Here is a 22627-nt window from a genome sequence, read left to right on the forward strand (position 1 = left end):
ACCTGCGCAGACTATCGGCCTGGGGGAGGGTGTCGTTGGAACGGCGTTCGGCGTAATGTAAGTGAATCCTGACCTGCGGAGGACGGCATGTCACCAAGCGTCGCGATCATCGGAGCGGGGTTCGGCGGACTGTGCATGGCGATCCAGCTCGAACGGGCCGGGGTCCGCTCGTACACGGTCTTCGAGAAGGCCGACGGGCTCGGGGGCACGTGGCGCGACAACAGCTATCCGGGAGCGGGGTGCGACATCCCCTCGCACCTCTACTCATACTCGTTCGAGAAGTACGCGAGCTGGACGCGCCGTTACCCGGAGCAGCCCGAAATTCTTGGATATCTTGAACATTGCGCCGAGAAATACGACGTCAGGCGAAAAATCCGCTTCGGGACTGAAGTGCGGCGGGCTGTCTTCGACGGCGCGCAGTGGCAGCTCACGAGCGGGGACCACACCGAAGCGTTCGACGTGCTCGTCATGGGAGTGGGCCAGCTGAACCGCCCACGCCTGCCCGACATTCCCGGAATGTCGGATTTCGAGGGCGTCTCCTTCCACTCCGCGCGATGGAACCACGATCACACCCTCACCGGCCGCCGCGTGGCGGTGATCGGGAACGGCTCGTCAGCGGCCCAGTTCATCCCGCGCATCGCCGAGCAGGCCGGCCACCTGTACGTCTTCCAGCGCACGCCCAACTGGGTGATCCCGAAGCCGGACGCCGCGTTCGGACCGCTGACCAGGCTCGCGTTCCACTTCGTCCCCGGCCTCCAGCGGGCCTACCGCGAGTGGATCTACCGGTACGCCGAAGCCACCCTCTATCCCGCCCTCGCCCAGGGCTGGAGCGCGGAGTTGCTCAAGAAGCGCGCCTTGCGTCACCTGCACGACCAGGTGCCCGACCCGGCGCTGCGGGCCAAGCTCACCCCCGACTATCCGCCGGGCTGCAAGCGGGTCGTCATCGACAGCACCTTCTATCCGGCGCTGACCAGGGCCGATGTCGATGTGGTGACGGACAGGATCGTACGGATCACGCCGAAGGGCATCGAGACCACCGAGGGCCCGTACGAGGTCGACACGATCGTTTACGCCACCGGCTTCAAGAGCACCGAGTTCCTGGCGCCGATGGAGATCCTGGGGCGCGACGGGCGGACGCTGGAGGAGCAGTGGAAGGGCGGCGCCGAGGCGTACCTGGGCATATCCATGCCGAACTTCCCGAACCTCTTCCTTCTGTACGGCCCCAACACCAACCTCGGGCACAACTCCATCGTCTTCATGATCGAATGCCAGGTGAGGCACATCCTGTCCTGCCTGCCGTACCTGTCGGCCAACGGGCCGATCGAGGTACGACCTGAGGTCATGGCGGCATGGCGCGGGCAACTCGACGCGGCGATGACGCGGATGGTGTGGGGCGGCGGCTGCCAGAGCTGGTACAAAACGGCGGAAGGCCGCGTGACCAACAACTGGCCCGGCACCACCACGCTCTACCGCAAGCTCACCGCCAAGCGCCCGGCGCCCGCCTACCGCCCCGTCTAGGGCACCCCGGCCCTCTCAGAGACGACAGGCGCATTGGAGCTGGTCCAGCCCTCGCGATAACGTCCGACATATGACTGTTTCCCTGCACCAGCGCGCAGTCGTGGCCGACACACACAACGATCTGCTCATGGCCGTCTCCGCGCGGCCGCCTCAGCAGTGGGCCTCGTTCTTCCGCGAGAGGTGGCTGCCCCAGCTCATCGAGGGCGGGGTCAATCTGCAGGTCCTGCCGGTCTTCATCGACGACCAGTACCGGCCGGAGGGTGCGCTACGGCAGACGTTGCGCATGATCGAGTGTGCGCACGTGCTCGCCGAGGGAAACCCCGACCACGTCCGCATATGTCTGAACGCCGCCGACATCGACCGGGCACTCGACGAGGGCAAGATCGCCCTGGTGATCGCGCTGGAGAGCATGCCGGGCATCGACGCGAACGTCGAGCTGATCTCGGCCGTCCACCGGCTGGGCGTGCGGGTGGCGTCCATCGCGCACTTCGGCCGCACACCGCTGGCCGACGGCAGCGGCGAGGACGCCACGGGCAGCGGCCTGACGTCTCACGGCGTGGCGGCGCTGCAGGAGATGGAGCGGCTCGGCATCGTGTTCGACGTCTCCCACCTGGGCGCCTCCGGCGTGGCGCACGTCCTGGAGCTGGCCACCAGACCCGTCATGGCCACCCACTCCTCCGCCCGGGCGCTGCGCGACCACCACCGTAACCTCACCGACGACCAGCTCCGCGCGGTGGCCGCCACGGGTGGCGTGATCTGCGTCAACTTCTTCGCCCCGTTCCTCGCCGACCGCGAGGAGGACATGACGCTCGATCGCCTGCTCGACCACATCGAGCACATCGTGTCCGTGGCCGGGATCGACCACGTCGGCCTGGGCCCCGACTTCATCCGCGAGGTCATGGACGACCTGACCCCGCCGTGCTGCGAGGACGTCCACACGAGAGGTGTCGACCCGAAGTCGGCGATCCCCGGTCTGGAGGGGCCGTCGGGGCTGCCCACGGTCACCGAGGGCCTGCTCGCCCGGGGCCTCGCGGAGAAGGACGTCATGAAGATCATCGGCGGCAACGTGCACCGCTTCCTCGGCGAACAACTGGCGTGATCCGCGATTCCAAGGCATGAGAAAGCCCCCGCCGGGTGGCGGGGGCTGCGGGCGGCCTTCGGATCGCCCGGCTAGATGACGGGACCGAACTTCCGCTCCGCGACGCAGTTGTTGGAGAACTCGTGGTGGAACGAGACGTCCTCGCCGTGCCAGTGGCCTCCGATGTCGACGGTCACCGGGTCCCAGATCATCGGGCACGGCCCTGGATCCGCGTCGAGGTCCTCGACGTGCCCGTCCACCTCGCGCAGCACTTCGCACGCCTCCTCCGGTCGCGGGTGGAGACCGCCGGGCGGGTCGCAGGTGAGGGTCCTCGCGTACTCGCCGCCCGACCGGGGTTCGACGGTGATGAACAGCTCCGCGCCCGGTGCGTCGTCGTCGGCGACGGCGGGGAGCGGGGCGAGGAACGGCGTCGCGCACAGTCCGAGTACGGCCAGCTTGCGGGCGGCGGTGAGCACGAGCGTCATGGGAACCTCCCAGGTCAACGGCCGTCCCGGCACCGAGACGGACCTTCGATCGACTACTGAGAGTAGTCGCCAAGAGACTTCGGGTGAAGTAACGCCTTGCGCCTCGCCGTGCGTAAATGGAGAAGTGAACGGCGGCGTGGTGATCAGGGAACTGCGGGAGATCGACGAGTTCAAGGAGGTCTACCGGCTCTTCGACGACATCTGGCATCCCGAGCCGCACAACCCGCCCGTGACCGTGGAGCTGATGATCGGGTTCGCGCACACGGGCAACTACGTGGCGGGCGCGTACGAGGGGGGCGCGCTGGTGGGCGCCTCCGTCGGGTTCAGGGGCGCCGGCCGGACGCTGCACTCGCACGTGACCGGCGCCGTCATCGGGCGGGGCATCGGGTACGCGTTGAAGTCGCACCAGCGAGCCTGGTGCCTGGAGCGGGGGCTGGACCGGATCACGTGGACGTTCGACCCGCTCGTACGCAGGAACGCGCGGTTCAACCTGGTCAAGCTGGGCGCCATGCCGGAGGAGTACCTGGAGGACTTCTACGGGGACATGGCCGACGCGATCAACGAGGGGGACGCGTCCGACCGGTTGCTGGCGGTGTGGCGGATAGCCGCTCGCGAGCGGCGCGACGAGCCGCCCGCCGCAGAGGCGCTGCTCGCCGACGAGAGCGGGTGGCCGGTCGTGAAGGACGCGCGGGGCGACGTGGTGCTGGTGGGGACGCCGGCCGATGTCGAGCGGCTGCGGCGCGAGGACCCGGCGGCGGCCAAGGCGTGGCGGCTGGCCGTGCGCGACACCCTCGGCGGGCTGATGAAGGCGGGCGGGAGGGTCGTGGGGTTCACAGACCGGGGCGAGTACGTCGTGATGCAAGTTAACTGACTATTCCACCGGCATTACGTATCTCTGTAATGTGGCGCTCAGGCAACGCTGAGCAAGGAGATCCGCATGGCGGAGTACACCCCGACCGTTCCTGCGCGAGTCCTACCATCCGTCACCGTCCGCGATCTGCCTGATCCTCCCCGATCCAAATGGCGCATCATCGGCCCAGGGCTGGTGGGCGCAGGTGTGGGGCTGGCGTCGGGCGAGTTCATCCTCTGGCCGTACATCGCCTCCCAAGTCGGGCTCATCTTCATCTGGGGAGCCGCGATCGGGATCATCACGCAGTGGTTCCTGAACATGGAGATCGAGCGCTACACGCTGGCCACCGGCGAGACCGCGCTCACCGGGTTCAGCCGGATGTGGAAGCACTGGGGCCTGGTCTTCGTCGTGATGACGCTCTGCTCGAACCTCTGGCCGGGCTGGGTCACCACGTCCGCGACCATGGTGACGTACCTGACCGGGTCGGGCGCGGGCAGCGTGCGGTGGATCGCCATCGGCATGCTCCTCGTGATCGCGCTCGGCCTGACGCTGGCGCCGGTGATCTATACCGTGCTCGAACGCGTCATCTTCGTGAAGATCATCCTCGTGGCGACGCTGATCGTGGTCGCCGTCCTGTTCGCGATCAATGCCGACAGCTGGGTTCAGCTGGGCAAGGGCATGACGGTCGGGGCCAGGTTCCCCGTGCCGCCGCTGGAGTTCTCGGTGCTGATGGGCGCCATCGCGTACGCCGGCGCGGGCGGCGGCCAGAACCTCTGCCAGAGCAACTGGATCCGCGACAAGGGCTTCGGCATGGGCCAGTACGTGCCGCGCCTGGTCAGCCCGGTGACCGGACAGGAGGAGGCGGCCGCTTCGACGGGCTTCCAGTTCCCGCCCACCAAGGAGAACCTGGCCCGATGGAAGCAGTGGTGGCGCTTCGCGAACATCGAGCAGGCCTGGACGTTCGCGGTGGTGTCGTTCCTGACCATCGCGTTCATGTCGATGCTGGCCTACTCCACCGTGTTCGGCCGGGAGGGGCTGGCCAACAGCATCCAGTTCCTGCAGGTCGAGGGCAAGGTGCTGCAGGACGTCGTCGCCCCGTGGTTCGGCGTGCTGTTCTGGGTGATCGGGGCGCTGGCCCTGTTCGCCTCGGCCATGGGCATCGTCGACTACACCTCGCGGCTGGCCTCCGACACGATCAAGACGGTCTACCTGCGTGACAAGCCCGTCTCGGTCAACCGGGTCTACTTCTACACGGTCTGGGCCATGGCGCTGATCGGGATCGCGGTCCTGCTGGCGGGCTTCGACCAGCCGCTCATCCTGCTGGTGTTCTCCGCGTGCTTCGCGGCCGTGATGATGTTCGTGTACTCGATCCTGCTGATCATCCTCAACCGGCGGTCGCTGCCCGAGGCCATCAAGGTGCGCTCGTACCGGCTGGGCGCGCTGGTGTGGTCGGTGGCCTTCTTCGGGACGCTGACCGTGATGGTCGTCATTCAGCAGGCACAGAAGCTCTTCGGCGTATCGTGAGGGGATGATCAACGGAGCGCATCTGATCGTTTACAGTCACGACGCGGACGCCGACCGGGCGTTCATCCGTGACGTGCTCGAGTTCCCGTTCGTCGACGGGGGAGGCGGCTGGCTGATTTTCCAGCTGCCTCCCTCGGAGCTCGCCGTCCACCCGACCGGGGAGGCGGAGGTCCACGAGCTCTATCTGACGTGCGACGACCTGGAGCAGACGATGGACGATCTGCGGTCCAAGGACGTGCCGCTCGACCCGGTCACCCACCACGAGTGGGGAATGCTCACGGCGGTCCACCTGCCCGGGGGCGGGCGGCTCGGGCTGTACGAGCCCCGGCACCAGACGGCGTACGACCTGCCCTGAGCTTGACCTCAACCGAACTTGAGGTATCAGACTCGGTCGCATGAACGTGATCGAAGTGACGAAGTTCGGCGGTCCCGAGGTGCTGGAGGTCCGGCGGGCGCCGGAGCCCGTGGCCGGTCCTGGGCAGGTGCTCATCGGTGTGTCGGCGGTGGACGTGATGTCGCTGGACGCGCAGTTGCGGGCCGGGTGGGGGCGCGAGTGGTTCCCGAACAAGCCGCCGTTCGTGCCCGGCACCGGGGTGGCCGGGCGGGTGCTGTCGGTGGGCGACGGGGTGGACGCCGGCTGGGCTGGACGGCGGGTGGCCGCGTTCCTGCCCAGCGGTGGCGGGTACGCCGAGCAGGTCGTGGCCGGCGTCGAGACGGTGGTCGGGGTGCCGGACGAGGTGCCCTTGTGGCGGGCGGCCTCGCTCATCCAGGTGGGGCCGGCCGCTCTGAGCCTGGTGGACGCGGCCGAGCTGAAACCCGGGTCACGCGTGCTGGTCACCGGGGCGGGAGGCGCGCTGGGGCTGCCGATCGTGCGGCTCGCCGGCGCGGCCGGCGCCCACGTGACGGCCGCGGCCCACGGCGCGGCGAAGCGGGAGGCGGCCCTGGGCATGGGCGCGGCGGAGGCCGTCGACTACACCGAGCTCAGTGGGCGGTTCGACGTGGTGTTCGACGGGGTCGGCGGTGAGGTCGGCGGCGCCGCGTACGAGCTGGTCGAGCCCGGCGGGACGTTCTTCGCCTACGGCGTGCCCAGCGGCTCGGCCGCCCTGATCAAGCCCGGGGCGGCCAGGGTGGTCGGCATGGAGCAGGTCCAGTTCGCCCCGGACGAGTTCAGGCAGCTGGCCCAGAGGGTCATGGAGGACGACAGGCTCGCCACCGTCGTCGGGCTCGCCGTACCGCTGGAGCGGGCGAGCGAGGCGCACGCGGCGCTGGACAGGCGCGAGCTGGTCGGCAAGGCGGTCCTGCTCGTCACCGCCCAGGCCGCCCGCTACCGGGCCAACGGCGGACCCGAGGTGCTGACGCTGGACGAGATCGTGCTCCCCCAGCCGGGCCCCGGACAGGTGCGGGTCGCGGTCAGGGCGGCCGGGGTGAACCCCCTCGACTGGAAGCTCCGCCGCGGCGGCCCCGTCGACGGCCCCCGCGGCACCGGCCTCGAGCTGGCCGGGACGATCGACGCGATCGGCCCGGAGGTGAGCGGGTGGCGGCTCGGCCAGCCGGTGTTCGGGCAGGTCGAGTCGGGCGCGGCGGCCACGCACGCGATCGCCGACGCCGCCGCCCTGACGCCGAAACCGGACGAGCTGACGTACGAGGAGGCCGCCGCGCTGCCGGTCGCCCTCGAGACGGCCCAGCGCACGCTCAGCGAGCTCGACCTCCAACCGGGACAGACGCTGCTGATCCACGCGGTCGCGGGCGGCGTCGGGCTGGCCGCCGCACAGCTCGCCATCGCCAGGGGAGCCCAGGTCGTCGGCACGGCCGGCGAACATCACCACCCCTACCTCCGCGACCTCGGCGTCCACCCGGTCACGTACGGCGAGGGCCTGGAGGAGCGCCTCCCGGGACCGGTCGACCGGGTGCTGGACGCCTCGGGCAGGGGCGAGCTGGAGCTGTCGGTGAAGCTCACCGGCGACCCCGCCAAGGTGATCAGCATCGCGGATCCGGTCAACGCGGCGAAGATGGGCGTACGCTTCTCGACCGGCGGCACGAGAGGCCCCGTACCAGCCCATGAGGTACGGATCCCGGTCGCGGAGGTGTTCCCCCTGGAGCGGATCGCCGACGCGCACCGCCGCAGCGAGGACGGCCACTTCCTCGGCAAGATCGTGGTGAACACGGAAGCCACCTTGCCGCGATAGCGGGCACACTGGTCTCCATGCTGGAAACCTCGGCCCGCCTGCTGAAGCTCCTCTCCCTGCTTCAAGCGCACAGGGAATGGACGGGCCCCGAGCTGTCCACCCGGCTCGGGGTGTCCACCAGGACGATCCGCAACGACGTCGAGCGCCTGCGCTCGCTCGGCTATCCCGTGCACGCCACGCCGGGGGTCGCCGGCGGGTACCGGCTGGGCGCGGGGGCCTCGCTGCCGCCGCTGCTGCTCGACGACGAGGAGGCCGTGGCGGTCGCGGTCGGGCTCGGCAGGGCGGCGGGCGGCGGGGTGGAGGGCATCGAGGAGACCTCCGTACGCGCCCTGGCCAAGCTGGAGCAGGTGCTCCCGTCCCGGCTGCGCCGCCGGGTGAACACGCTCAACAGCTACACCGTACAGATCCCCGGCAACGCCCCCTCGGTGGCGCCCGAGGTGCTGACCACGATCGCAAACGCGGCCCGCGACCACGAGCGGCTCCGCTTCGACTACACCGGCCACGAGGGCGAGACGACCGTGCGGAACGTGGAGCCGCACCGCCTGGTGCACCGGCGCGGCCGCTGGTACCTCGTGGGATACGACGTCGAGCGGCAGGGCTGGCGCACGTTCAGGGTGGACAGGGTGCGCCCGCGCACGCCGTCCGGGCCCAGGTTCACCCCGCGCGAGCTGCCCGGGGACGGCGACGTGGCGGCGTTCGTGGAGCGGGGCGTCAACACGGCGATGTGGCGCTACCGGGCCACCGTGCTCCTGCACACCCCGGCCGGCCAGGTGAAGGAGCTGGCGCCGGGGTTGGAGGTGGAGCCGGTGGACGAGGCCACCTGCCTGCTCCGGCTGGGCGGCGACGACCTCAACGGGATGGCCGTGTGGATCGGGTTCGTCGGCGTGGACTTCGAGGTGCTCGACCCGCCCGAGCTGGCCGAGCACGTGCTGAAGCTGTCCGAGCGCTACCGGCGGGCGGTCAGCCGGCGGTAAGGCCCCGGTCAGCGGGCGGCCGCAGCCTCGGTGGCATGAAGAACATGACACAGGTCGCCGGAAGCAAGGACGACTTCCAGCTGGTGCATCACCTCACGCTCAAGGGCAGCCAGTTCGAGATCGGCAGGGCGCTCACCGAGGAGGCCCGCAGGCTGGGCTGGTCCCCCACGCCGGTGGACCCCACGGTGAACCGGGCCCGCAGGACGTGGTTCGAGCGGCACTGGCCCCAGCACGACGCCCGCTTGGACGGCGCCGCGGCGGCCCTCGGCCTCGACCCCGACCAGGACGAGCTGGCCCTCGACGGCCTCAGCTTCGTGCCCGAGGGCTCCGGCTGCTCGGCTCTGTGGATACCGCCGTCGGCGTCCACCGACGGCCACGGCAGGGTGGGTCGCAACTACGACTTCTTCCCCACGACCACCAGCCAGATCATGGGCGGTGAGCCCCGGCCGAACGAGCTGCCCATGGCCTCGCGCCCGTACGTGATCACGACGGTGCCCGACGAGGGGCTGTCCTCGACGGTGATCACCATGTCGGACCTCGACGGCTGCATGGACGGCATCAACTCGGCGGGCCTGGCGGTCATGCTGCTGGTGGCCGACTTCGAGAACGCGACTCCGCCGGAGAGCATCTCGCCGCAGGTCGGAGTGGGGAGCGTGCAGCTGCCCAGGTTCCTGGTCGAGACCTGCGAGAACGTGGAGCAGGCCAAGCAGGCGCTGCTCGGCGCCAAGCAGTACGACCACGGCATGCCCCTGCACTACCTGGTGGCCGACGCGAACGGGCGGGCGTTCGTGTGGGAGCGGGGCAGGGACGGCAGCGAGCACATCGTCGAGCTCGGCGACGGCCCGCTCTGCGTCACCAACCACCTGCTGCACCGCCACCCCGACCCGATGAACCTGCCCGCGGACACGGCGGCCGGCTTCCGGACGTTCGAGCGGCTGCGCACGCTGCACGAGCGCAGCAAGGGCGCCACCATGTCATCGCAGGACCTGCGCGAGAGCCTGTGCGCGGTCCGGCCGCGGGAGGATCCGGCGCTGCCGTTCCGCACGCTGTGGACCACGGTCTTCGACACCGCCGACCGTACCCTGTCGACCCGCTTCTACCTGGGCGACGGCCGGGGTTACAGCGACGAGCTGGTGTTTCACAGCTCCGACAGGTAGTCCTCGCGTACCTTGATGCGCGACAACTTGCCCGTGGGCGTGCGCGGCAGCGGTGAACGATATTCGATCACCTTCGGGTGCTTGAACCTGGCGATGCGCGGCCCGCAGTGCTCCAGCAGCTCGGCGGTGAGCTGGGGGCCGGGCGCGACCCCTTCGGCGGGCTGGACGAGAGCGACCACGTTGTGGCCCCACTCCTCGTCGGGCACGCCGATGACGGCCACGTCCGCCACCGCAGGGTGCTCGAGCAGGGCGGCCTCGATCTCGGCGGGGTAGATGTTCACCCCGCCGGAGACGATCAGGTCGGTCCGCCGGTCGCACAGGAACAGGTAGCCGTCCTCGTCCAGGAAGCCGATGTCACCCGGCGAGTACCACTCCCCCAGCATGCTGGCGGCGGTCTTCGCCGGGTCCTTGCGGTACTCGAACGTGCCCATGCTGGACTTGACGTAGATCATGCCGGGCTCGCGGGGCGGCAGTTCCATGCCCGCCTCATCGACGATCTTGGCCTCGAACAGGGGCGCGGGCCTGCCCACGGTGCCCGGCTTGGCCAGCCACTCGTGCGGCTTGACCGCGAACGCGATGGTCGACTCGGTCGAGCCGTAGTACTCGTACAGCACCGGACCCCACCAGTCCATGATCTGCTGCTTGACCGCGACCGGGCAGGCGGCGGCGGTGTGGATGACCTGGCGCAGGCTCGACACGTCGTACTTGCCCCTGACATCCTCCGGCAGCTGCAGCATGCGGTGGAACATGGTGGGCACCATCATCGCGTTGGTCACCCGATACCGCTCGATGAGCTCCAGGATGGTCACCGGCTCGAACTTGGGCGCGACGACCACGGTGTGCCCGAGGTGCAGCGCGAACTGGGTGTGCGCGCACGGCGACGAGTGGTACATCGGCGAGGTCACCAGGTGCACGTCGTCGCCCGGCCGCAGGTCCACGACCTCGCCCAGGAACCACCTGTACGCCGGCACCAGCTGCTCCGGCTCCGCGCCGGGCAGCGGCCGCTGCACACCCTTGGGGAAGCCGGTGGTGCCGGAGGTGTACCACATGACCGCCCCGGACGTCCGCTCGCCGGGCGCCCCGATGGGCTGCCCTTCGGCCAGCCCGGCCGTCCCGATCTCCGCTCCCGGCACGGCGTAGCCGGGGCCGGTGACCACGAGCTTGGCGTCGCAGTCGTCCAGGATGTACGCCACCTCGGACGCCGTGAGGTGCCAGTTGATCGGCACGTAGTAGAGCCCGATCTGGGCGGTCGCCATGAGCATGACGATGGCGTCGATGCCGTTGGGCAGCACGCCCGCCACCACGTCGCCGGTGCCGAGCCCGCGCGCCCTGAGGCCGTGCGACACCTGGTTGACCCGGGCGAGCAGCTCGCCGTAGGACGTCTCCGTGCCGTCGTAGTCGATCACCGCGCGGCGGGCGGGGTCGGCGGCCGCGATGGCGTAGAAGCCGGGCAGCTGGCTGACGTCCATCATCACAGCTCCAACAGATGTGCGAGGCGGGCGCGGTGGACGCGGGGCGGGCCGAGCAGCACCTCGTCCGCCTTGGCCCTCTTGTAGTAGAGATGCGCGTCGTGCTCCCAGGTGAAACCGATGCCGCCGTGCAGCAAGAGGTGGTCGCGGGCCACCTCGAAGCAGGCGCGGCCGACGTACGCCTGGGCGAGGGCGGCGGCCTCGGGCAGCTCGTCGGGCGACTCGTCGGCGGCCCAGGCGGCGTACCTGACGATGGACTCGGCCTGTTCGAGCCGGCAGTGCATGTCGGCGAGCTTGTGCTTCACCCCCTGGTAGGAGCCTATGTAGCGGCCGAAGGCCACGCGTATCTTGGCGTAGGCCACGATGGCGTCCAGCGCCGCCCGCATCACGCCGAGCTGCTCGGCCGCCAGCGCCACGCACAGCCGGTCGTCGGCCTCCGGCGCCGGGCCCAGCACGCGGGCGGGCGCGCCTTCCAGGGCCACCCGTGCCTGGCCGCGCGTCAGGTCGAGCGTCTCCAGCGCCGTCCGGGTGACGCCGGGCCCGGCCAGCTCGACGGCCACCAGGACCGTGTCGTCGCCGCTGCGGGCCGGCGTCACCAGAACGTCCGCTTCCATGCCGCTGAGCACCTGCGCCAGCGTGCCGCGCACGGCCGCGCCGTCATAGTCGAGGGTGTCCCGGCCGAGCGTGGCCGCGATCCGGCCCTCGGCGATCGCGCCGAGCAGCTCCTTGTCGGGCGTGCCCGCCAGAGCGATGGTGGCGAAGGCGGTGGCCAGGAACGGTCCCGGCAGCAAGGCAGCGCCCGTCTCCTCCAGCGCGACCGCCAGTTCGGCCATGCCCGCGCCCGCGCCGCCGTACTCCTCGGGGACGATCAGCCCTGACAGGCCGAGCTCGCCGTTGAGCCTGGCGTACACCTGCGGGTCGTAGCCGTGGCGCACCTTGGGCAGCGGCGAGGCGGCGCGCAGGAAGGCGCGCACGGCCTCACGGAGCTGCCGCTGCTCCTCATCGAGTACGAGCTTCACCCCTGCGTCCCCACCTTCAGGTCCTTGAACGGCACGTTCTTGTCCACCCTGGGCTCCGGCGGCAGGTTGAGCACGCGGTCGCCCACGATGTTACGCATGATCTCGTTGGTGCCGCCGCCCAGCGACATGGCCGGGGCCAGCGAGATCGCGTACGCGAGCGGGTGGTCGCCGAGCGCGGCCTCCGGCCCCACGAGCCGTGTGGCCAGGTCGGCCCGGAACATGGTCAGCTCGGCCAGCAGCAGCTTGGCGGCGCTGCCCCGGGCACCGGGGAAGATGCCCGCCTCGGTCTCCTGGGCCAGCCGCTGGTTGAACAGCGCCAGGGCGCGGCTGCGGATGTGCAGCTCCACGAGCTGGTCGCGGACCAGTGGGTCTTCGGTGTCGACCACCTGGCGCAGCGCCTCCAGCGAGGTCGGGTCGTCCTTCTGGCCGCCCATGCCGACACCCGCCGAGATCGACAGCCGCTCGTGCAGCAGCGTCGTGACGGCCACGCTCCAGCCGTCGTTGACCTCGCCGACGCGGTGCTCGTCGGGGATGGGGACGTTGTCGAAGAAGATCTCGTTGAAGTTGGCCCTGCCGCTCATGTCCTTCAGCGGCCTGACCGTCACCCCCTGGTGGTGCATGTCCACCACGAACATGGTCAGCCCCTTGTGCTTGGGCACCTCCACGTCCGTGCGGGTCAGCAGCAGGCCCCAGTCGGCGTGGTGGGCGACCGAGGTCCACACCTTCTGCCCGTTGACGATCCAGTGGTCGCCGTCGCGCTCGGCCTTCGTCTGCAGGCTGGCCACGTCGCTGCCCGCCCCCGGCTCGGAGAACAGCTGGCACCAGATCTCCTCGCCGCGCAGCAGCGGCTTGAGGAACCGCTCGCGCTGCGCGTCGGTGCCCCGGTCGACCAGTGTCGGCCCGGTCATGCCGAGCCCGATCGAGAAGACGTACGTGGGGAGCGTGTAGCCACGGGCCTCGGCGGCGAACGCGCGCTCCTCCGCCTGCGTCAGCCCCTGTCCGCCCCACCGTTCGGGCCAGGTGATGCCGGAGTAGCCGGCGTCGTGGAGCTTGGCCATGAACTTCTTGGCCCTGGCGATCGCGTCCGTCTCCGGGTCGTCCGTCGGAGCGTTCTCCTGCAACCAGGCCCTGGCGGCGCGCCGGTAGTCAGCAAGGTTCACATCGACTCCTTGGCATCAGTGCCCACTTACTCTAGCCAGGAGGCCGGACGGCGCATAGGGCACTGTTCTGGGGGCCTTTAGCGTGATTTGTCGCCGAATCTCCGACAATTAGAGGTGGAGGCACGTACTGTGATCACCTGATTACGGGGGATTGGGTGTGATCGCACGGCTGGGGAGATCCATTCGCGCGCGGCTGGCTCTGTGGGCCAGCATCGCGATGGCCCTGCTGTGCCTGGCGACCGGCGCGGCCCTGGTGTGGGTGGGACACGACACGGCGGTCGGCATCCGCACGAGAGAGGTGATCAGCGTCTCCCAGCGCCCGATCCGCTGGATCAAGCGGAACGAGCTGACCCCCGTCCTCGACCTCCCCCTGAAGGGTGTCCAGGTCGTCGCCCCGTCCGGCCGGGTGGTGGCCTCCACTTCCAACCTGGTGGGCTCGCCGCGCCTATCCCGGACGATTCCGGACCCGGCCAGGAGTGACAAGGTCGAGGAGGTGTGCGACCTGCCGCGGTTCGGCGGCGAGTGCCAGATCATGGTCGTCTCCCGCGTCAACCGGCCGGACGGCGAGTGGCTCACCTACGCCTTCGACCCCTCGGTGCCCTGGTACGTCCACCCGGCCGCGATCGGTATCGCGGCCGGGCTGTCCGCGCTGCTCGTCGCGATCACCTGGTTCGGCGTGTCCAGGGTGGTGGCCAAGACGCTCGCGCCGGTGAACGAGATCACCGAGCGGCTGAACGCGATCACTCGCGGCGAGGAGGTCCTGCGCGTGCCGGTCCCGGAGAACGCCGACGAGGTCAAGGCGCTCGCGGAGGCGGCCAACCGGATGCTGGCGCAGATGGAGGCCGCGATGGAGCAGCAGCGCAGGTTCACCTCCGATGCCTCCCACGACCTCCGCAGCCCCATCACGGCCATGCGCGCCGAGCTCGAGTCGGCCATGCTCGCCCCCGACGAGACCGACTGGTGCGAGACCGGCGGCAAGCTGATGGCCGGCCTCGAACGGCTGCAGAACATCGTCACCGACCTGCTGGCGCTCGCCAAGCTCGACGCGGGCGCCCCCGGGGCGTTCGAGCCCGTCGACCTGGCAGAACTGGTCGCCGGAGAGACCACCCGGCCACGCTCCAAGAGGGTCATCACCAGCCTGCAGCCCGGCGTGGTCGTCTTGGGCGACCGTCTCAGGCTGGCCCGCCTGCTGACGAACCTGCTGGACAACGCCGAGCGGCACGCCGACAGCACGATCATCGTGACCCTGCGCCGGAACGGCGAGGCCGTGCTGGAGGTGCTCGACGACGGGGCGGGCATCTCGCCCGAGCAGCGCGAGGTCGTCTTCAGGCGCTTCACCAGGCTGGACGCCTCGCGCAGCCGCGACGCCGGCGGCACCGGGCTGGGCCTGCCCATCGCCCGCGAGATCGCGCGGCTCCACCACGGCAGCCTCAAGATCGAGGATTCGGATGTCGGAGCCCGCTTCGTTCTGCGGCTGCCGATACGACAGGACTGATGGTGGGTATGACAGGCTTTCGACCCTGCTCGAGGTACCGGAGGTGAGCTGCGCGCTGTGACATCAGGGTTCAGCCGATTAAGGCGCGAGGATTTACTGAAGACGGCCTGCGAGGTGATCGCGGAGCAGGGATTCGGGCACACCCGGACGATCGACATCGCCAGGGCCGCCGGCGTCAGCCAGGCGCTGCTGTTCTACCACTTCGAGAGCAAGGAACGCCTGTTCGCGCAGGCCTTCACGTACGCCGCCCGCCAGCATCTCAACGCGCTCGCCGACATCGAGCAGTCCACGGGCACGCCACTCGAACGGCTGCGCACCCTGCTCAGGCTCTCCTCGCCGGGGATCCCCACCGAGGGATGGCGGCTGTGGATCGACGCGTGGTCCGAGGCGATGCGCAACCCGGAGCTCGAGGAGATCTCCCGGCGCATCGACTACCAGGGCCGCGTGCTGTTACGCGAGATCATCGAGGCCGGCGTGGCCTGCGGCGAGTTCAAGTGTGAGGCTCCCGACGATGCCACGTGGCGGATCCTCGCGCTCGTCGACGGGCTGGCGATCCAGACGCACGTGCACGCCAAGGTGCTGTCCAGGCGCCGGGTGAACGTGCTGATCCGTACGGCCGCCGCGGCCGAGCTCGGGATATCCGCCGAAAAGCTGTGACTCTCCCCCTTCCGGCACTATTGGATGCTCCGTACAATTAGAGGGCGAGGAGAGGAGCACGCGATGGCATCGGCACCGCGCTCTACCGCCGCCCGCGAACGCGACGAGCAGGTCGCCGGCAGGGGCGCCTACCACACGGTCATCGAACGCCTCTCGAAGGCGTCGGTCGACAAGCACTGGGAGCCGTACCGGGACATCCCGTGGGATGACCCCGAGTTCCAGGTGGACCCGGCGGACCCGCGCTGGGAGTTGCCCGAGGTCGACAAGCTGGGCGGCCACCCGTGGTACCGGAGCCGCCCGCCCGAGGTGCGGGCGGCGATCGGGCTGTGGCGGGTGGCCACGGCCATGAAGATCGGGCTGCAGTTCGAGAACCTGCTCAAGCGCGGGCTGCTCAACTACGCCTACCGGCTGCCGAACGGGTCACCGGAGTTCCGGTACGTCTACCACGAGACCATCGAAGAGGGACATCACGGGATGATGTTCCAGGAGTTCGTGAACCGTACCCGTATGCCGATCCGCGGGATGCCGGGGCCGCTGTCCGTGATCGCGCAGGTGGCGCCGTGGATACCGTTGGTCTCGACCGAGCTGTTCTTCGTGTTCGTGCTGGGCGGCGAGGACCCGATCGACCACGTGCAGCGCAAGGTGCTCAAGGACGAGCGGGCGCACCATCCGCTGGAAGAGACGATCATGCGGATCCACATCGCGGAGGAGGCCCGGCACATCTCCTTCGCCCGGCACTACCTGCGCAATCGGGTGCCTCGGATGCCCGCGTACCGGCGGCTCCTGCTGGGCGTCCTGACGCCGCTCATCCTGGGGGTGATGGCGCGGATCATGCTGGCCCCTCCCGGGCCGATGATCAGGCGCTTCCGGATCCCGGCCCACGTGGTCGCCGAGGTCTACCTGCGCAATCCCGCCGCCAAGCGGGAGATCAGGGACTCGGTGGCCAAGACGCGGGATCTGTGCGCCGAGATCGGGCTGATCAACGCGTTCACCCGGCGGATCTGGCGGGCCATGGGCATCTAGCCCCGCTGGTTGTGCGGTCTAGTCGTTCGGGCGCCGGGCGATCAGCACCTCGGTGACCGCCACCTGCTCCCACCTGCCCGCGGGGTTGAGCGCGAGCAGCGCCTTCCTGGCCGCCTCCCTGAACGACTCGATCCGGTCGCCGAGGCGGGCGGGGGCGGTGTAGGAGTAGGAGAGCTGCAGGCCGATCACGGCCTCCAGGTCGTACACGAGGCGGTGCTCGTACCTGGTGGCGTCCAGGTCGGCGAACGGCGAGGTGGCCAGGACGTCGTCGTGGTGCTCGCCGCTGGCCTGGTAGGAGTTGCTCGCCGTGAACGTGTTCACCTCGAACTCGTCGCGTACCCGTCGCATGGCGGGCTCCCAGGGCTCCTCCTGGGGGTCGCGGCTCGGGCCAACGAGCGCCACGACGCCGCCGGGCGGCAGCAACTCGTCCAGCTCGGCCAGCACCGCACGGCGGTCCATCCAGTGGAACGACCTGCCCATGACGATGTGGTCGAACGCCGGCAGCTCGCGCAGCCGCGTGGAGTCGCCGTGGATCCAGCGGATGTTCGGGGCGTTCCCCGCCAGCCGCCTGCCCTCCGCCAGCATCTCCCCGTCGGGATCGACCGCCAGGACCTCGCGCACGCTCCGCGCGAGCGGGATCGCGATCGTGCCGGGGCCGCAGCCGAGGTCGAGCGCGGTGCTGTCACGCCCGAACGTCATGGCCAGGTGCTCGATCGCCGGATCGCCGTAGCCGGCGCGGTATTTCGCGTAGTACGGTGCCGCGCCGCCGAACAGGTCTGTCATGGATGGGACCATATACAGGTTCGTTGTCTTCGTTGGAAGGTTCTGATCCTTGAGGCGGCTACTCACGGTCCTCCTGCTCGCCTTCGCCGCCGCCGGGGTGGCGCAGCCCGCGGCTCAGGCGCACAACGTGCTGATCGGCAGCGATCCCAAGGACGGGGCCACGTTGTCGGCCGCGCCCTCTCAGGTGACGCTGGTGTTCGATCAGGCGGTGCGCCAGGGGTACGCCCAGGTGGGCGTGACGGGCGCGGACGGGTCCTCGTGGGCGGACGGGTCCGCCGTGGTGGCGGCCGAGCGGGTTTCCGTACGGGTCAAGCCGCTGCCGGCCGGGAGCTCGTACGTGGTGGGCTACCGGATCCTGTCGGCCGACGGCCACCCGGTCACCGGCAAGATCACCTTCACCCTGTCCCCCGGCGCCGCCGGCGCCCCGGCCGCCGCCGCCACCGGGCAAACGGCCCAGAACGCCAGTGCGGAGGCCGCCGAGGCGGCCGCCAACGGCGGGGCGGGCATGGCGGTGGTGTGGATCGTGGGCGCGCTGCTGGTGCTGGCGGCCGGCACGGCCGTGGCCCTGCGCCGCTCCCGCCCGGCCACCCAGCCCGCCTCGGACACGCACCTCACCGGAGAACCCCAGCCCGCCTCCGACCCCTCGAGCCCTCATCATCCGGAAGGACCGGAGGGCGCCGCCGACCCGCACCGGCCCGAAGGACGCGCGTCCTCCGGAGCGCAGCGGGCCGCGGGGCAGGATTCGGCCGAAGGGGTGCGGGCGTGAGCGTTTCCGCGCCTCCCATCCCCCGGCAGAGGATCGGCGGCCGGCTGGTCGCCGGGGCGTTCGGCGTGTGCGCCGTCGTCTCCGCCGTGGCGGCGAGCTCGTTCGCCGCTCAGCAGGCCGTCCCCGGCATCCCCATGCCGGGCCCGCTGGTGTCCGTCGGGCTGCCCGTCATCCGCGTGCTGCTCGACCTGTCCGCCGTCGCCGTGGTCGGGCTGAGCCTGGTGTCCAAGCTGCTCGGGTACGACAATCCGGACCGTACCGAGCCCGTCATGCTCAGGGTGCGGCCGCTGGCGGTGATCGCCGCCTGGGCGTGGGCGATCTGCGCGCTGCTCACCATCGTGTTGCAGACGGCCGAGCTGAACCCCGGCCGCGTGCCGACGTTCGGGATGATCGCCTCATACGTCGAGGAGGTCGGCACCGGCCAGGGCCTGCTGTTCAGCGCGGCGTGCGCGCTGGCGGCGGCGGGCATCGGGCTGATGGCGGTGCGGTTCGGCGAGAAGGTGCCCGCCGAGCTGCGGGTGATCGTGGGGCTGTTCGGGCTGCTGCCCATCCCCGTCACCGGGCACGCCGTGAACTCGGTCTGGCACGACCCCATCATGATCTCGATGGAGATCCACGTGATGGGCGCGGCGGCGTGGGCGGGCGGGCTGGTGGCGACGGCCGTGTTCGTGGCGCCGCACAGGGACCTGCTGGCCGTGGTGCTGCCCAGGTTCTCCAGGATCGCCACGGTGTGCCTGCTCATGGTGGGACTGTCCGGGCTGGTCAACGGGCTCGGCACGATGGCGCTCACGCCCGGCGTGACGCTTCCCGGCGCGCTCCTGACCAGCCACTACGGCGTGCTGGTGGTGGTCAAGACGGTGCTGGTGGCGTCGCTGGTGCCGCTGGCCGCGCACATCCGCTTCCGCCTGATGCCGGCGGTGCGCCGGGGGCGGGCCACCGCCCTGGTGGGATGGGCGGCGGCCGAGGTCGGGGTGATGGGGCTGGCCTACGGCGTGGCGGTCGCGATCACCCGGGCCTCCATCGCCTCCTGAGGACTGCGCCTTCCCGCGATCCACTCCACGGCCAGCCAGGCGGCAAGCAGGCCGAGCCCTGCCCAGACGGCCGACGACGTGGCCAGTGGGGGCGCGCCCACCAGCCCTTCCTGGCCCTTGATCGCGCCGTACACGCCGCCCATGATCGTGCTCTGCGCCACCAGCGCGCCGTAGGCGGCGGCCGTCCCGCCGACCGCCCCCAGCACGGCCCGTAGGTAAGGCATCCGCACCAGGAACGCGAGGTCCACCACGAGCCCCGCGACGACCAGGAAGAACGGCACCGCCGACGGCGGGAAGCCGGTGGCCGTCAGGAGCGGCCAGATCAACGTCCGGAACCCCACGTAGGCGGCCGCCACCAGGCTCGCGGCCCCGAACCTGCCGATCATCAGCCTGGCCACCACCAGCACCGAGAGCCCGACGACCACCGCGTAGACGGGGTAGAGGTAGTCGGGGACCGGCAGCGCGAACCCCAGCATCATCGTCCGGTCCACCGGCCGCCCCATCTGGTCGGCCGCGAACCGGAGCAGGATCGGCTCGGCGTAGGTCGCGTGGTTGTCCCAGGCGCCGATCGACAGGATGCCGTACTCCTGGTGCTGCTCGGGGAAGTGCACGTTCTCCAGGAAGAAGGCGAAGAACGCGCCCAGCACCACGGTCCGCTCCCTGCCGGGCGGCGCGCCCATGAACCAGCCGCGGATCACGCCCGCGATCATGAAGAACGTTCCGAGGTAGAGCATGATGTGCGACGGGCTCCATGACGTGATGTCGAGCCCGTTGACGCGGTGGTTGATCAGGTCGAGTGGCACGGCGATCAGGAAGATCCCGGTGCCCCACTGGATCAGCCGGAGCGCCGCCTTGTCCACGCCGTACCCCGTGTAGCCATGGATCACGGTCAGCGCGACGGCGATGGCCGTGCCGGCGGAGTTGAGCAGGTGGGGCGGGGCGAGGTCGTCGCGCAGCCATTTGAAGTGCCACGAAACGTCCCACGCCGAGCCGAGCAGCTTGAGCGTGAGCGCCACCAGCCAGCCGAAATAGAGCACCCTGAACAGGTCTTGCGGCGTCTCACGCCCCGCCTGGCCCCTGGTCCAGTACGGCAGTGCCCAGGCGGCGGCCTTCTTGAACGATGCTGGAGACTTCACGGGACTGAATCTTACGGTTCCGCGCGTCGCGCCGTTGCTGGGGTAATGCCGGGCCATGTCATCCGAGATCCGATCCGCTCCTCGTCGCTCGCAGGGAGTAGACGAGCGGGATCCTGGGTGCGCCCTCCGGGAACCGGTGGCGTCCTTCGCTCGCGACCAGGGTGGCGAAGCGCTGGAAGAAGGTGTGGTCGTGCTCATGCAGGAACTCCACCCGCAGTCCGGCCGCCGTCACCGCGCTGACCACCTCACCCAGGCCGTGCTGGAACTGCACGGAGGTCTGGTGCTCGAGGACTTCGTCGCCGGTGTAGGTGTGCGGGTACTCCCAGACGTGGGGGCCCTTCGCGAAGTAGTCGTGGGTGACGGTGGCACCCGTCTCGTAGTCCAAGATGTCGGCAAACGGGTGAAGTTCTGCGATATAGAGAAATCCACCCGGCTTGAGCAGAGCGGCCACGGTCTCGGCCCAGCGGGTGAGGTCGGGCAGCCACACCAGGGCGCCGATGCCGGTGTAGACGATGTCGTACGTGGCCCCGCCGAGCGCCTCGACCGCGTCGTAGACGTCGGCGGTGACGAACTCGGCGGGGATGCCGCATTCGGCGGCGATGGCCCGCGCCTGCCCGATGGCGGCCTCCGAGAAGTCGAGGCCGGTCACCTCGGCGCCGAGCCTGGCCCAGGAGAGGGTGTCCAGGCCGAAGTGGCACTGCAGGTGCACCAGGCTGCGGCCGGACACGTCGCCGACCTCGTCCCGCTCGAACGACCTGATGGCGCTCCGGCCCGCCTTGAAGCCTTCGACGTCGTAGAAGTCGCTGGCGACGTGGATGGGGACCCGCGCGTTCCAGTTGGCCCGGTTGACGTCCAGATAGTCCATGAACGAGAAGCGTAGGCGGGTCTCCGATCTCGCCGCCGCTGGTTTTCCGGAGGCTACGGGGCCGGTCAGGGCCGCCTTCTCGTCAGCCGTACCGGGAGGTGTTTGAGCCCGTTCTGGAAGTTGGACGTCAGCCGTCGCGGGCTGCCCGCCGGCTCGACGTCCCAGTTGACCAGCAGCTCGGTGAAGAGCGAGCGGAACTGGGCGCGGGCCAGGTGGGCGCCGAGGCAGAAGTGCGGGCCGAAGCCGAAGCTCACGTGGTCGTTCGGGGTGCGGGTGATGTCGAAGCGGTCGGGGCCGGGGAAGACGGCCGGGTCGCGGTTCGCGGAGGCGTGGTAGACGACCACCTTGTCTCCCGCCCGGATGCGCCGGCCGCCGAGGGTGAGGTCGCGCGTGGCGGTACGCCTGAAGTGCATGACGGGAGGCCAGAACCGGAGCATCTCCTCGATCGCGGAGCCGAGCAGGGACGGGTCCTCGCGCAACCGGGCGAGCTCGGAGGGGTGCTGGAGGAGTGTGAGCAGCCCACCGGGGATGCCGTTGCGGAGTGTCTCGTTGCCCGCGACGGCGAACAGGAAGAACGTGTTCTCGAACTCCGCCTCCGTCAGGCCGCCCTTCCGCATCGCGGACATGACGGATTCGCCGTCCACGGGCGCCTCGGCCAGGGCATGCGCATAGGCGAACATGTCGGTCAGCGCGGCCCTCGATCGCGGGTTCGTGCCGGGCTGGAGCTCGGGCCTCGACGCGACGGCCAGGCGGCCCATGGGGGTGAGGGACTCGACGTCGGCCGTGGACAGGCCCGCGTAGTCGGCGTCCTGGTAGCCGATCACGCGCGACGCCCAGTCGTACAGCAGCCGCTGGTCCTGTGCCGGGACGCCCATGACGTGGGCCAGCGTCCACACGGGCAGGTCGGCGGCTACCTCCACGAAGTCGCACTCCCCCTCCGCGAACAGCGCCGCCGCCCGCCCCGCGATCGTCCGCTCCAGGGCGCGCACGGCACGCGGGGTGAACGCCGCCGCCACGATCCTGCGCAGCCTGGAGTGGCCGGGCGGGTCCATGTTCAGCATCTGGGAACGCACGAACGCCAGGTCGCCCGGGGTGTCGGGGTCGCGGAGCTGGGTGGCGCCGAGGTGCGAGGAGAAGCCCTCGTGGTCGCGCAGGACGTGTTTGACATCGTCGTGCCGAAACACGCCCCAGTAGCCGGGGCCTTCCCGCCATGGCCCGATGGCGGGCTCCGGGATCCAGCAGACGGGAAATTCCTCCCTCAGCTCGGCGAACAGGTCGTACGGGACAGCCGATTCGTAGGTGGACGGCATGAACACCTCGACCGCGGACCGCCCCGCGCCGACACCCCGCTCGCCTCCGGCCACCACCGACATGCCACCCCTTCCTCTCCCCGTACTTCCGCTCTATACCTGGCTTCGCCAGGTGGCAAGCGATCAAGCCGGCCCAGCTCG

At 70.1% G+C, this 22627-nt stretch carries 21 protein-coding genes; 13 read left to right on the forward strand and 8 right to left on the reverse strand.

The window, feature by feature from the left end:
• Positions 1 to 87: 87 nt before the first annotated feature.
• Entirely contained in the window at positions 88 to 1518 is a 1431-nt protein-coding gene (locus ACQPWU_RS42225; RefSeq protein WP_433431276.1) for a flavin-containing monooxygenase, read from the forward strand.
• A gap of 70 nt (positions 1519 to 1588) precedes the next feature.
• Positions 1589 to 2617: a dipeptidase gene (locus ACQPWU_RS42230; protein ID WP_433431277.1), complete on the forward strand. Its 1029-nt coding sequence runs from the start codon at positions 1589 to 1591 to the stop codon at positions 2615 to 2617.
• A gap of 71 nt (positions 2618 to 2688) precedes the next feature.
• Here the strand turns inward: ACQPWU_RS42230 and ACQPWU_RS42235 are convergent, their stop codons facing one another.
• Complete coding sequence (locus tag ACQPWU_RS42235; protein WP_433431278.1) at positions 2689 to 3081, reverse strand: SSI family serine proteinase inhibitor; 393 nt, start codon at positions 3079 to 3081, stop codon at positions 2689 to 2691.
• Positions 3082 to 3205: 124 nt separating this feature from the next.
• Between ACQPWU_RS42235 and ACQPWU_RS42240 the strand changes: the two genes are divergently transcribed.
• The 6 genes from ACQPWU_RS42240 (at position 3206) to ACQPWU_RS42265 (ending at position 9772) form a co-directional block, all read left to right on the forward strand.
• Positions 3206 to 3952, forward strand: coding sequence for a GNAT family N-acetyltransferase (locus ACQPWU_RS42240; RefSeq protein WP_433431279.1), 747 nt, complete (start codon positions 3206 to 3208; stop codon positions 3950 to 3952).
• A 66-nt stretch (positions 3953 to 4018) separates the two neighbouring features.
• Positions 4019 to 5455 carry an Nramp family divalent metal transporter gene (locus tag ACQPWU_RS42245; protein WP_433431280.1) on the forward strand — a complete coding sequence of 479 codons (1437 nt, stop codon included), beginning with the start codon at positions 4019 to 4021 and terminating at the stop codon, positions 5453 to 5455.
• Between the two features lie 4 nt (positions 5456 to 5459).
• Positions 5460 to 5810: a VOC family protein gene (locus tag ACQPWU_RS42250; RefSeq protein WP_433431281.1), complete on the forward strand. Its 351-nt coding sequence runs from the start codon at positions 5460 to 5462 to the stop codon at positions 5808 to 5810.
• A gap of 40 nt (positions 5811 to 5850) precedes the next feature.
• Positions 5851 to 7641 (forward strand): zinc-binding dehydrogenase, encoded by a 1791-nt coding sequence (locus ACQPWU_RS42255; RefSeq protein ID WP_433431282.1) that lies wholly within the window; start codon positions 5851 to 5853, stop codon positions 7639 to 7641.
• 17 nt (positions 7642 to 7658) lie between these two features.
• Complete coding sequence (locus ACQPWU_RS42260) at positions 7659 to 8615, forward strand: helix-turn-helix transcriptional regulator (RefSeq protein WP_433431283.1); 957 nt, start codon at positions 7659 to 7661, stop codon at positions 8613 to 8615.
• 35 nt (positions 8616 to 8650) lie between these two features.
• Positions 8651 to 9772, forward strand: a complete 1122-nt coding sequence (locus ACQPWU_RS42265) for a C45 family autoproteolytic acyltransferase/hydolase (RefSeq protein ID WP_433431284.1) — start codon at positions 8651 to 8653, stop codon at positions 9770 to 9772.
• Here ACQPWU_RS42265 and ACQPWU_RS42270 read toward each other — a convergent pair.
• The 3 genes from ACQPWU_RS42270 to ACQPWU_RS42280 are packed head-to-tail and all read right to left on the reverse strand — an operon-like array spanning position 9754 to position 13420.
• Positions 9754 to 11244, reverse strand: a complete 1491-nt coding sequence (locus tag ACQPWU_RS42270; RefSeq protein ID WP_433431285.1) for an AMP-binding protein — start codon at positions 11242 to 11244, stop codon at positions 9754 to 9756. The two genes, ACQPWU_RS42265 and ACQPWU_RS42270, sit on opposite strands and share 19 nt — an antisense overlap.
• A complete protein-coding gene (locus ACQPWU_RS42275) occupies positions 11244 to 12260 on the reverse strand; it encodes an acyl-CoA dehydrogenase family protein (protein WP_433431286.1) in 1017 nt (338 codons plus the stop codon). Before ACQPWU_RS42275 ends, ACQPWU_RS42270 begins: the two co-directional genes overlap by 1 nt.
• Positions 12257 to 13420: an acyl-CoA dehydrogenase family protein gene (locus tag ACQPWU_RS42280; RefSeq protein WP_433431287.1), complete on the reverse strand. Its 1164-nt coding sequence runs from the start codon at positions 13418 to 13420 to the stop codon at positions 12257 to 12259. The genes ACQPWU_RS42275 and ACQPWU_RS42280 overlap by 4 nt, the downstream gene beginning before the upstream one ends.
• 157 nt (positions 13421 to 13577) lie before the next feature.
• Here ACQPWU_RS42280 and ACQPWU_RS42285 point away from each other — a divergent pair, with 157 nt between their 5' ends.
• From ACQPWU_RS42285 to ACQPWU_RS42295, 3 genes are all read left to right on the forward strand, one after another.
• Positions 13578 to 14915: a sensor histidine kinase gene (locus ACQPWU_RS42285; RefSeq protein ID WP_433431288.1), complete on the forward strand. Its 1338-nt coding sequence runs from the start codon at positions 13578 to 13580 to the stop codon at positions 14913 to 14915.
• A 57-nt stretch (positions 14916 to 14972) separates the two neighbouring features.
• Entirely contained in the window at positions 14973 to 15572 is a 600-nt protein-coding gene (locus ACQPWU_RS42290) for a TetR/AcrR family transcriptional regulator (RefSeq protein ID WP_433431289.1), read from the forward strand.
• Between the two features lie 63 nt (positions 15573 to 15635).
• The gene (locus ACQPWU_RS42295) at positions 15636 to 16595 is read left to right on the forward strand and encodes an AurF N-oxygenase family protein (RefSeq protein ID WP_433431290.1); all 960 of its coding nucleotides are present in this window, start codon (positions 15636 to 15638) and stop codon (positions 16593 to 16595) included.
• Between the two features lie 18 nt (positions 16596 to 16613).
• On the opposite strand, the gene ACQPWU_RS42300 is transcribed toward ACQPWU_RS42295, so the two are convergent.
• A complete protein-coding gene (locus ACQPWU_RS42300) occupies positions 16614 to 17378 on the reverse strand; it encodes a class I SAM-dependent methyltransferase (RefSeq protein ID WP_433431291.1) in 765 nt (254 codons plus the stop codon).
• Between the two features lie 49 nt (positions 17379 to 17427).
• Here ACQPWU_RS42300 and ACQPWU_RS42305 point away from each other — a divergent pair, with 49 nt between their 5' ends.
• Together ACQPWU_RS42305 and ACQPWU_RS42310 are read left to right on the forward strand one after the other, a co-directional pair.
• On the forward strand, positions 17428 to 18144 hold the full coding sequence (locus ACQPWU_RS42305) for a copper resistance CopC family protein (RefSeq protein WP_433431292.1): 717 nt from the start codon (positions 17428 to 17430) through the stop codon (positions 18142 to 18144).
• Positions 18141 to 19175, forward strand: coding sequence for a copper resistance D family protein (locus ACQPWU_RS42310; RefSeq protein ID WP_433431293.1), 1035 nt, complete (start codon positions 18141 to 18143; stop codon positions 19173 to 19175). Before ACQPWU_RS42305 ends, ACQPWU_RS42310 begins: the two co-directional genes overlap by 4 nt.
• Here the strand turns inward: ACQPWU_RS42310 and ACQPWU_RS42315 are convergent.
• From ACQPWU_RS42315 to ACQPWU_RS42325, 3 genes are all read right to left on the reverse strand, one after another.
• Positions 19130 to 20311, reverse strand: a complete 1182-nt coding sequence (locus ACQPWU_RS42315) for a hypothetical protein (protein ID WP_433431294.1) — start codon at positions 20309 to 20311, stop codon at positions 19130 to 19132. The genes ACQPWU_RS42310 and ACQPWU_RS42315 overlap by 46 nt on opposite strands.
• Positions 20312 to 20369: 58 nt before the next feature.
• Entirely contained in the window at positions 20370 to 21176 is an 807-nt protein-coding gene (locus ACQPWU_RS42320; protein WP_433431295.1) for a class I SAM-dependent methyltransferase, read from the reverse strand.
• Between the two features lie 65 nt (positions 21177 to 21241).
• A complete protein-coding gene (locus ACQPWU_RS42325) occupies positions 21242 to 22549 on the reverse strand; it encodes a cytochrome P450 (protein ID WP_433431296.1) in 1308 nt (435 codons plus the stop codon).
• Between the last annotated feature and the right edge of the window lie 78 nt (positions 22550 to 22627).

Source organism: Nonomuraea sp. CA-141351 (assembly GCF_050944675.1).
In the GTDB taxonomy this organism is placed as follows: Bacteria; Actinomycetota; Actinomycetes; order Streptosporangiales; family Streptosporangiaceae; genus Nonomuraea.

Coding starts and splice junctions, on each gene's coding strand:
- ACQPWU_RS42325 (WP_433431296.1), bottom strand. CDS start 22,549: ATGTCGGTGGTGGCCGGAGGCGAGCGGGGTGTCGGCGCGGGGCGGTCC.
- ACQPWU_RS42260 (WP_433431283.1), top strand. CDS start 7,659: ATGCTGGAAACCTCGGCCCGCCTGCTGAAGCTCCTCTCCCTGCTTCAA.
- ACQPWU_RS42255 (WP_433431282.1), top strand. CDS start 5,851: ATGAACGTGATCGAAGTGACGAAGTTCGGCGGTCCCGAGGTGCTGGAG.
- ACQPWU_RS42270 (WP_433431285.1), bottom strand. CDS start 11,244: ATGATGGACGTCAGCCAGCTGCCCGGCTTCTACGCCATCGCGGCCGCC.
- ACQPWU_RS42295 (WP_433431290.1), top strand. CDS start 15,636: ATGGCATCGGCACCGCGCTCTACCGCCGCCCGCGAACGCGACGAGCAG.
- ACQPWU_RS42250 (WP_433431281.1), top strand. CDS start 5,460: ATGATCAACGGAGCGCATCTGATCGTTTACAGTCACGACGCGGACGCC.
- ACQPWU_RS42225 (WP_433431276.1), top strand. CDS start 88: ATGTCACCAAGCGTCGCGATCATCGGAGCGGGGTTCGGCGGACTGTGC.
- ACQPWU_RS42235 (WP_433431278.1), bottom strand. CDS start 3,081: ATGACGCTCGTGCTCACCGCCGCCCGCAAGCTGGCCGTACTCGGACTG.
- ACQPWU_RS42320 (WP_433431295.1), bottom strand. CDS start 21,176: ATGGACTATCTGGACGTCAACCGGGCCAACTGGAACGCGCGGGTCCCC.
- ACQPWU_RS42300 (WP_433431291.1), bottom strand. CDS start 17,378: ATGACAGACCTGTTCGGCGGCGCGGCACCGTACTACGCGAAATACCGC.
- ACQPWU_RS42265 (WP_433431284.1), top strand. CDS start 8,651: ATGAAGAACATGACACAGGTCGCCGGAAGCAAGGACGACTTCCAGCTG.
- ACQPWU_RS42245 (WP_433431280.1), top strand. CDS start 4,019: ATGGCGGAGTACACCCCGACCGTTCCTGCGCGAGTCCTACCATCCGTC.
- ACQPWU_RS42230 (WP_433431277.1), top strand. CDS start 1,589: ATGACTGTTTCCCTGCACCAGCGCGCAGTCGTGGCCGACACACACAAC.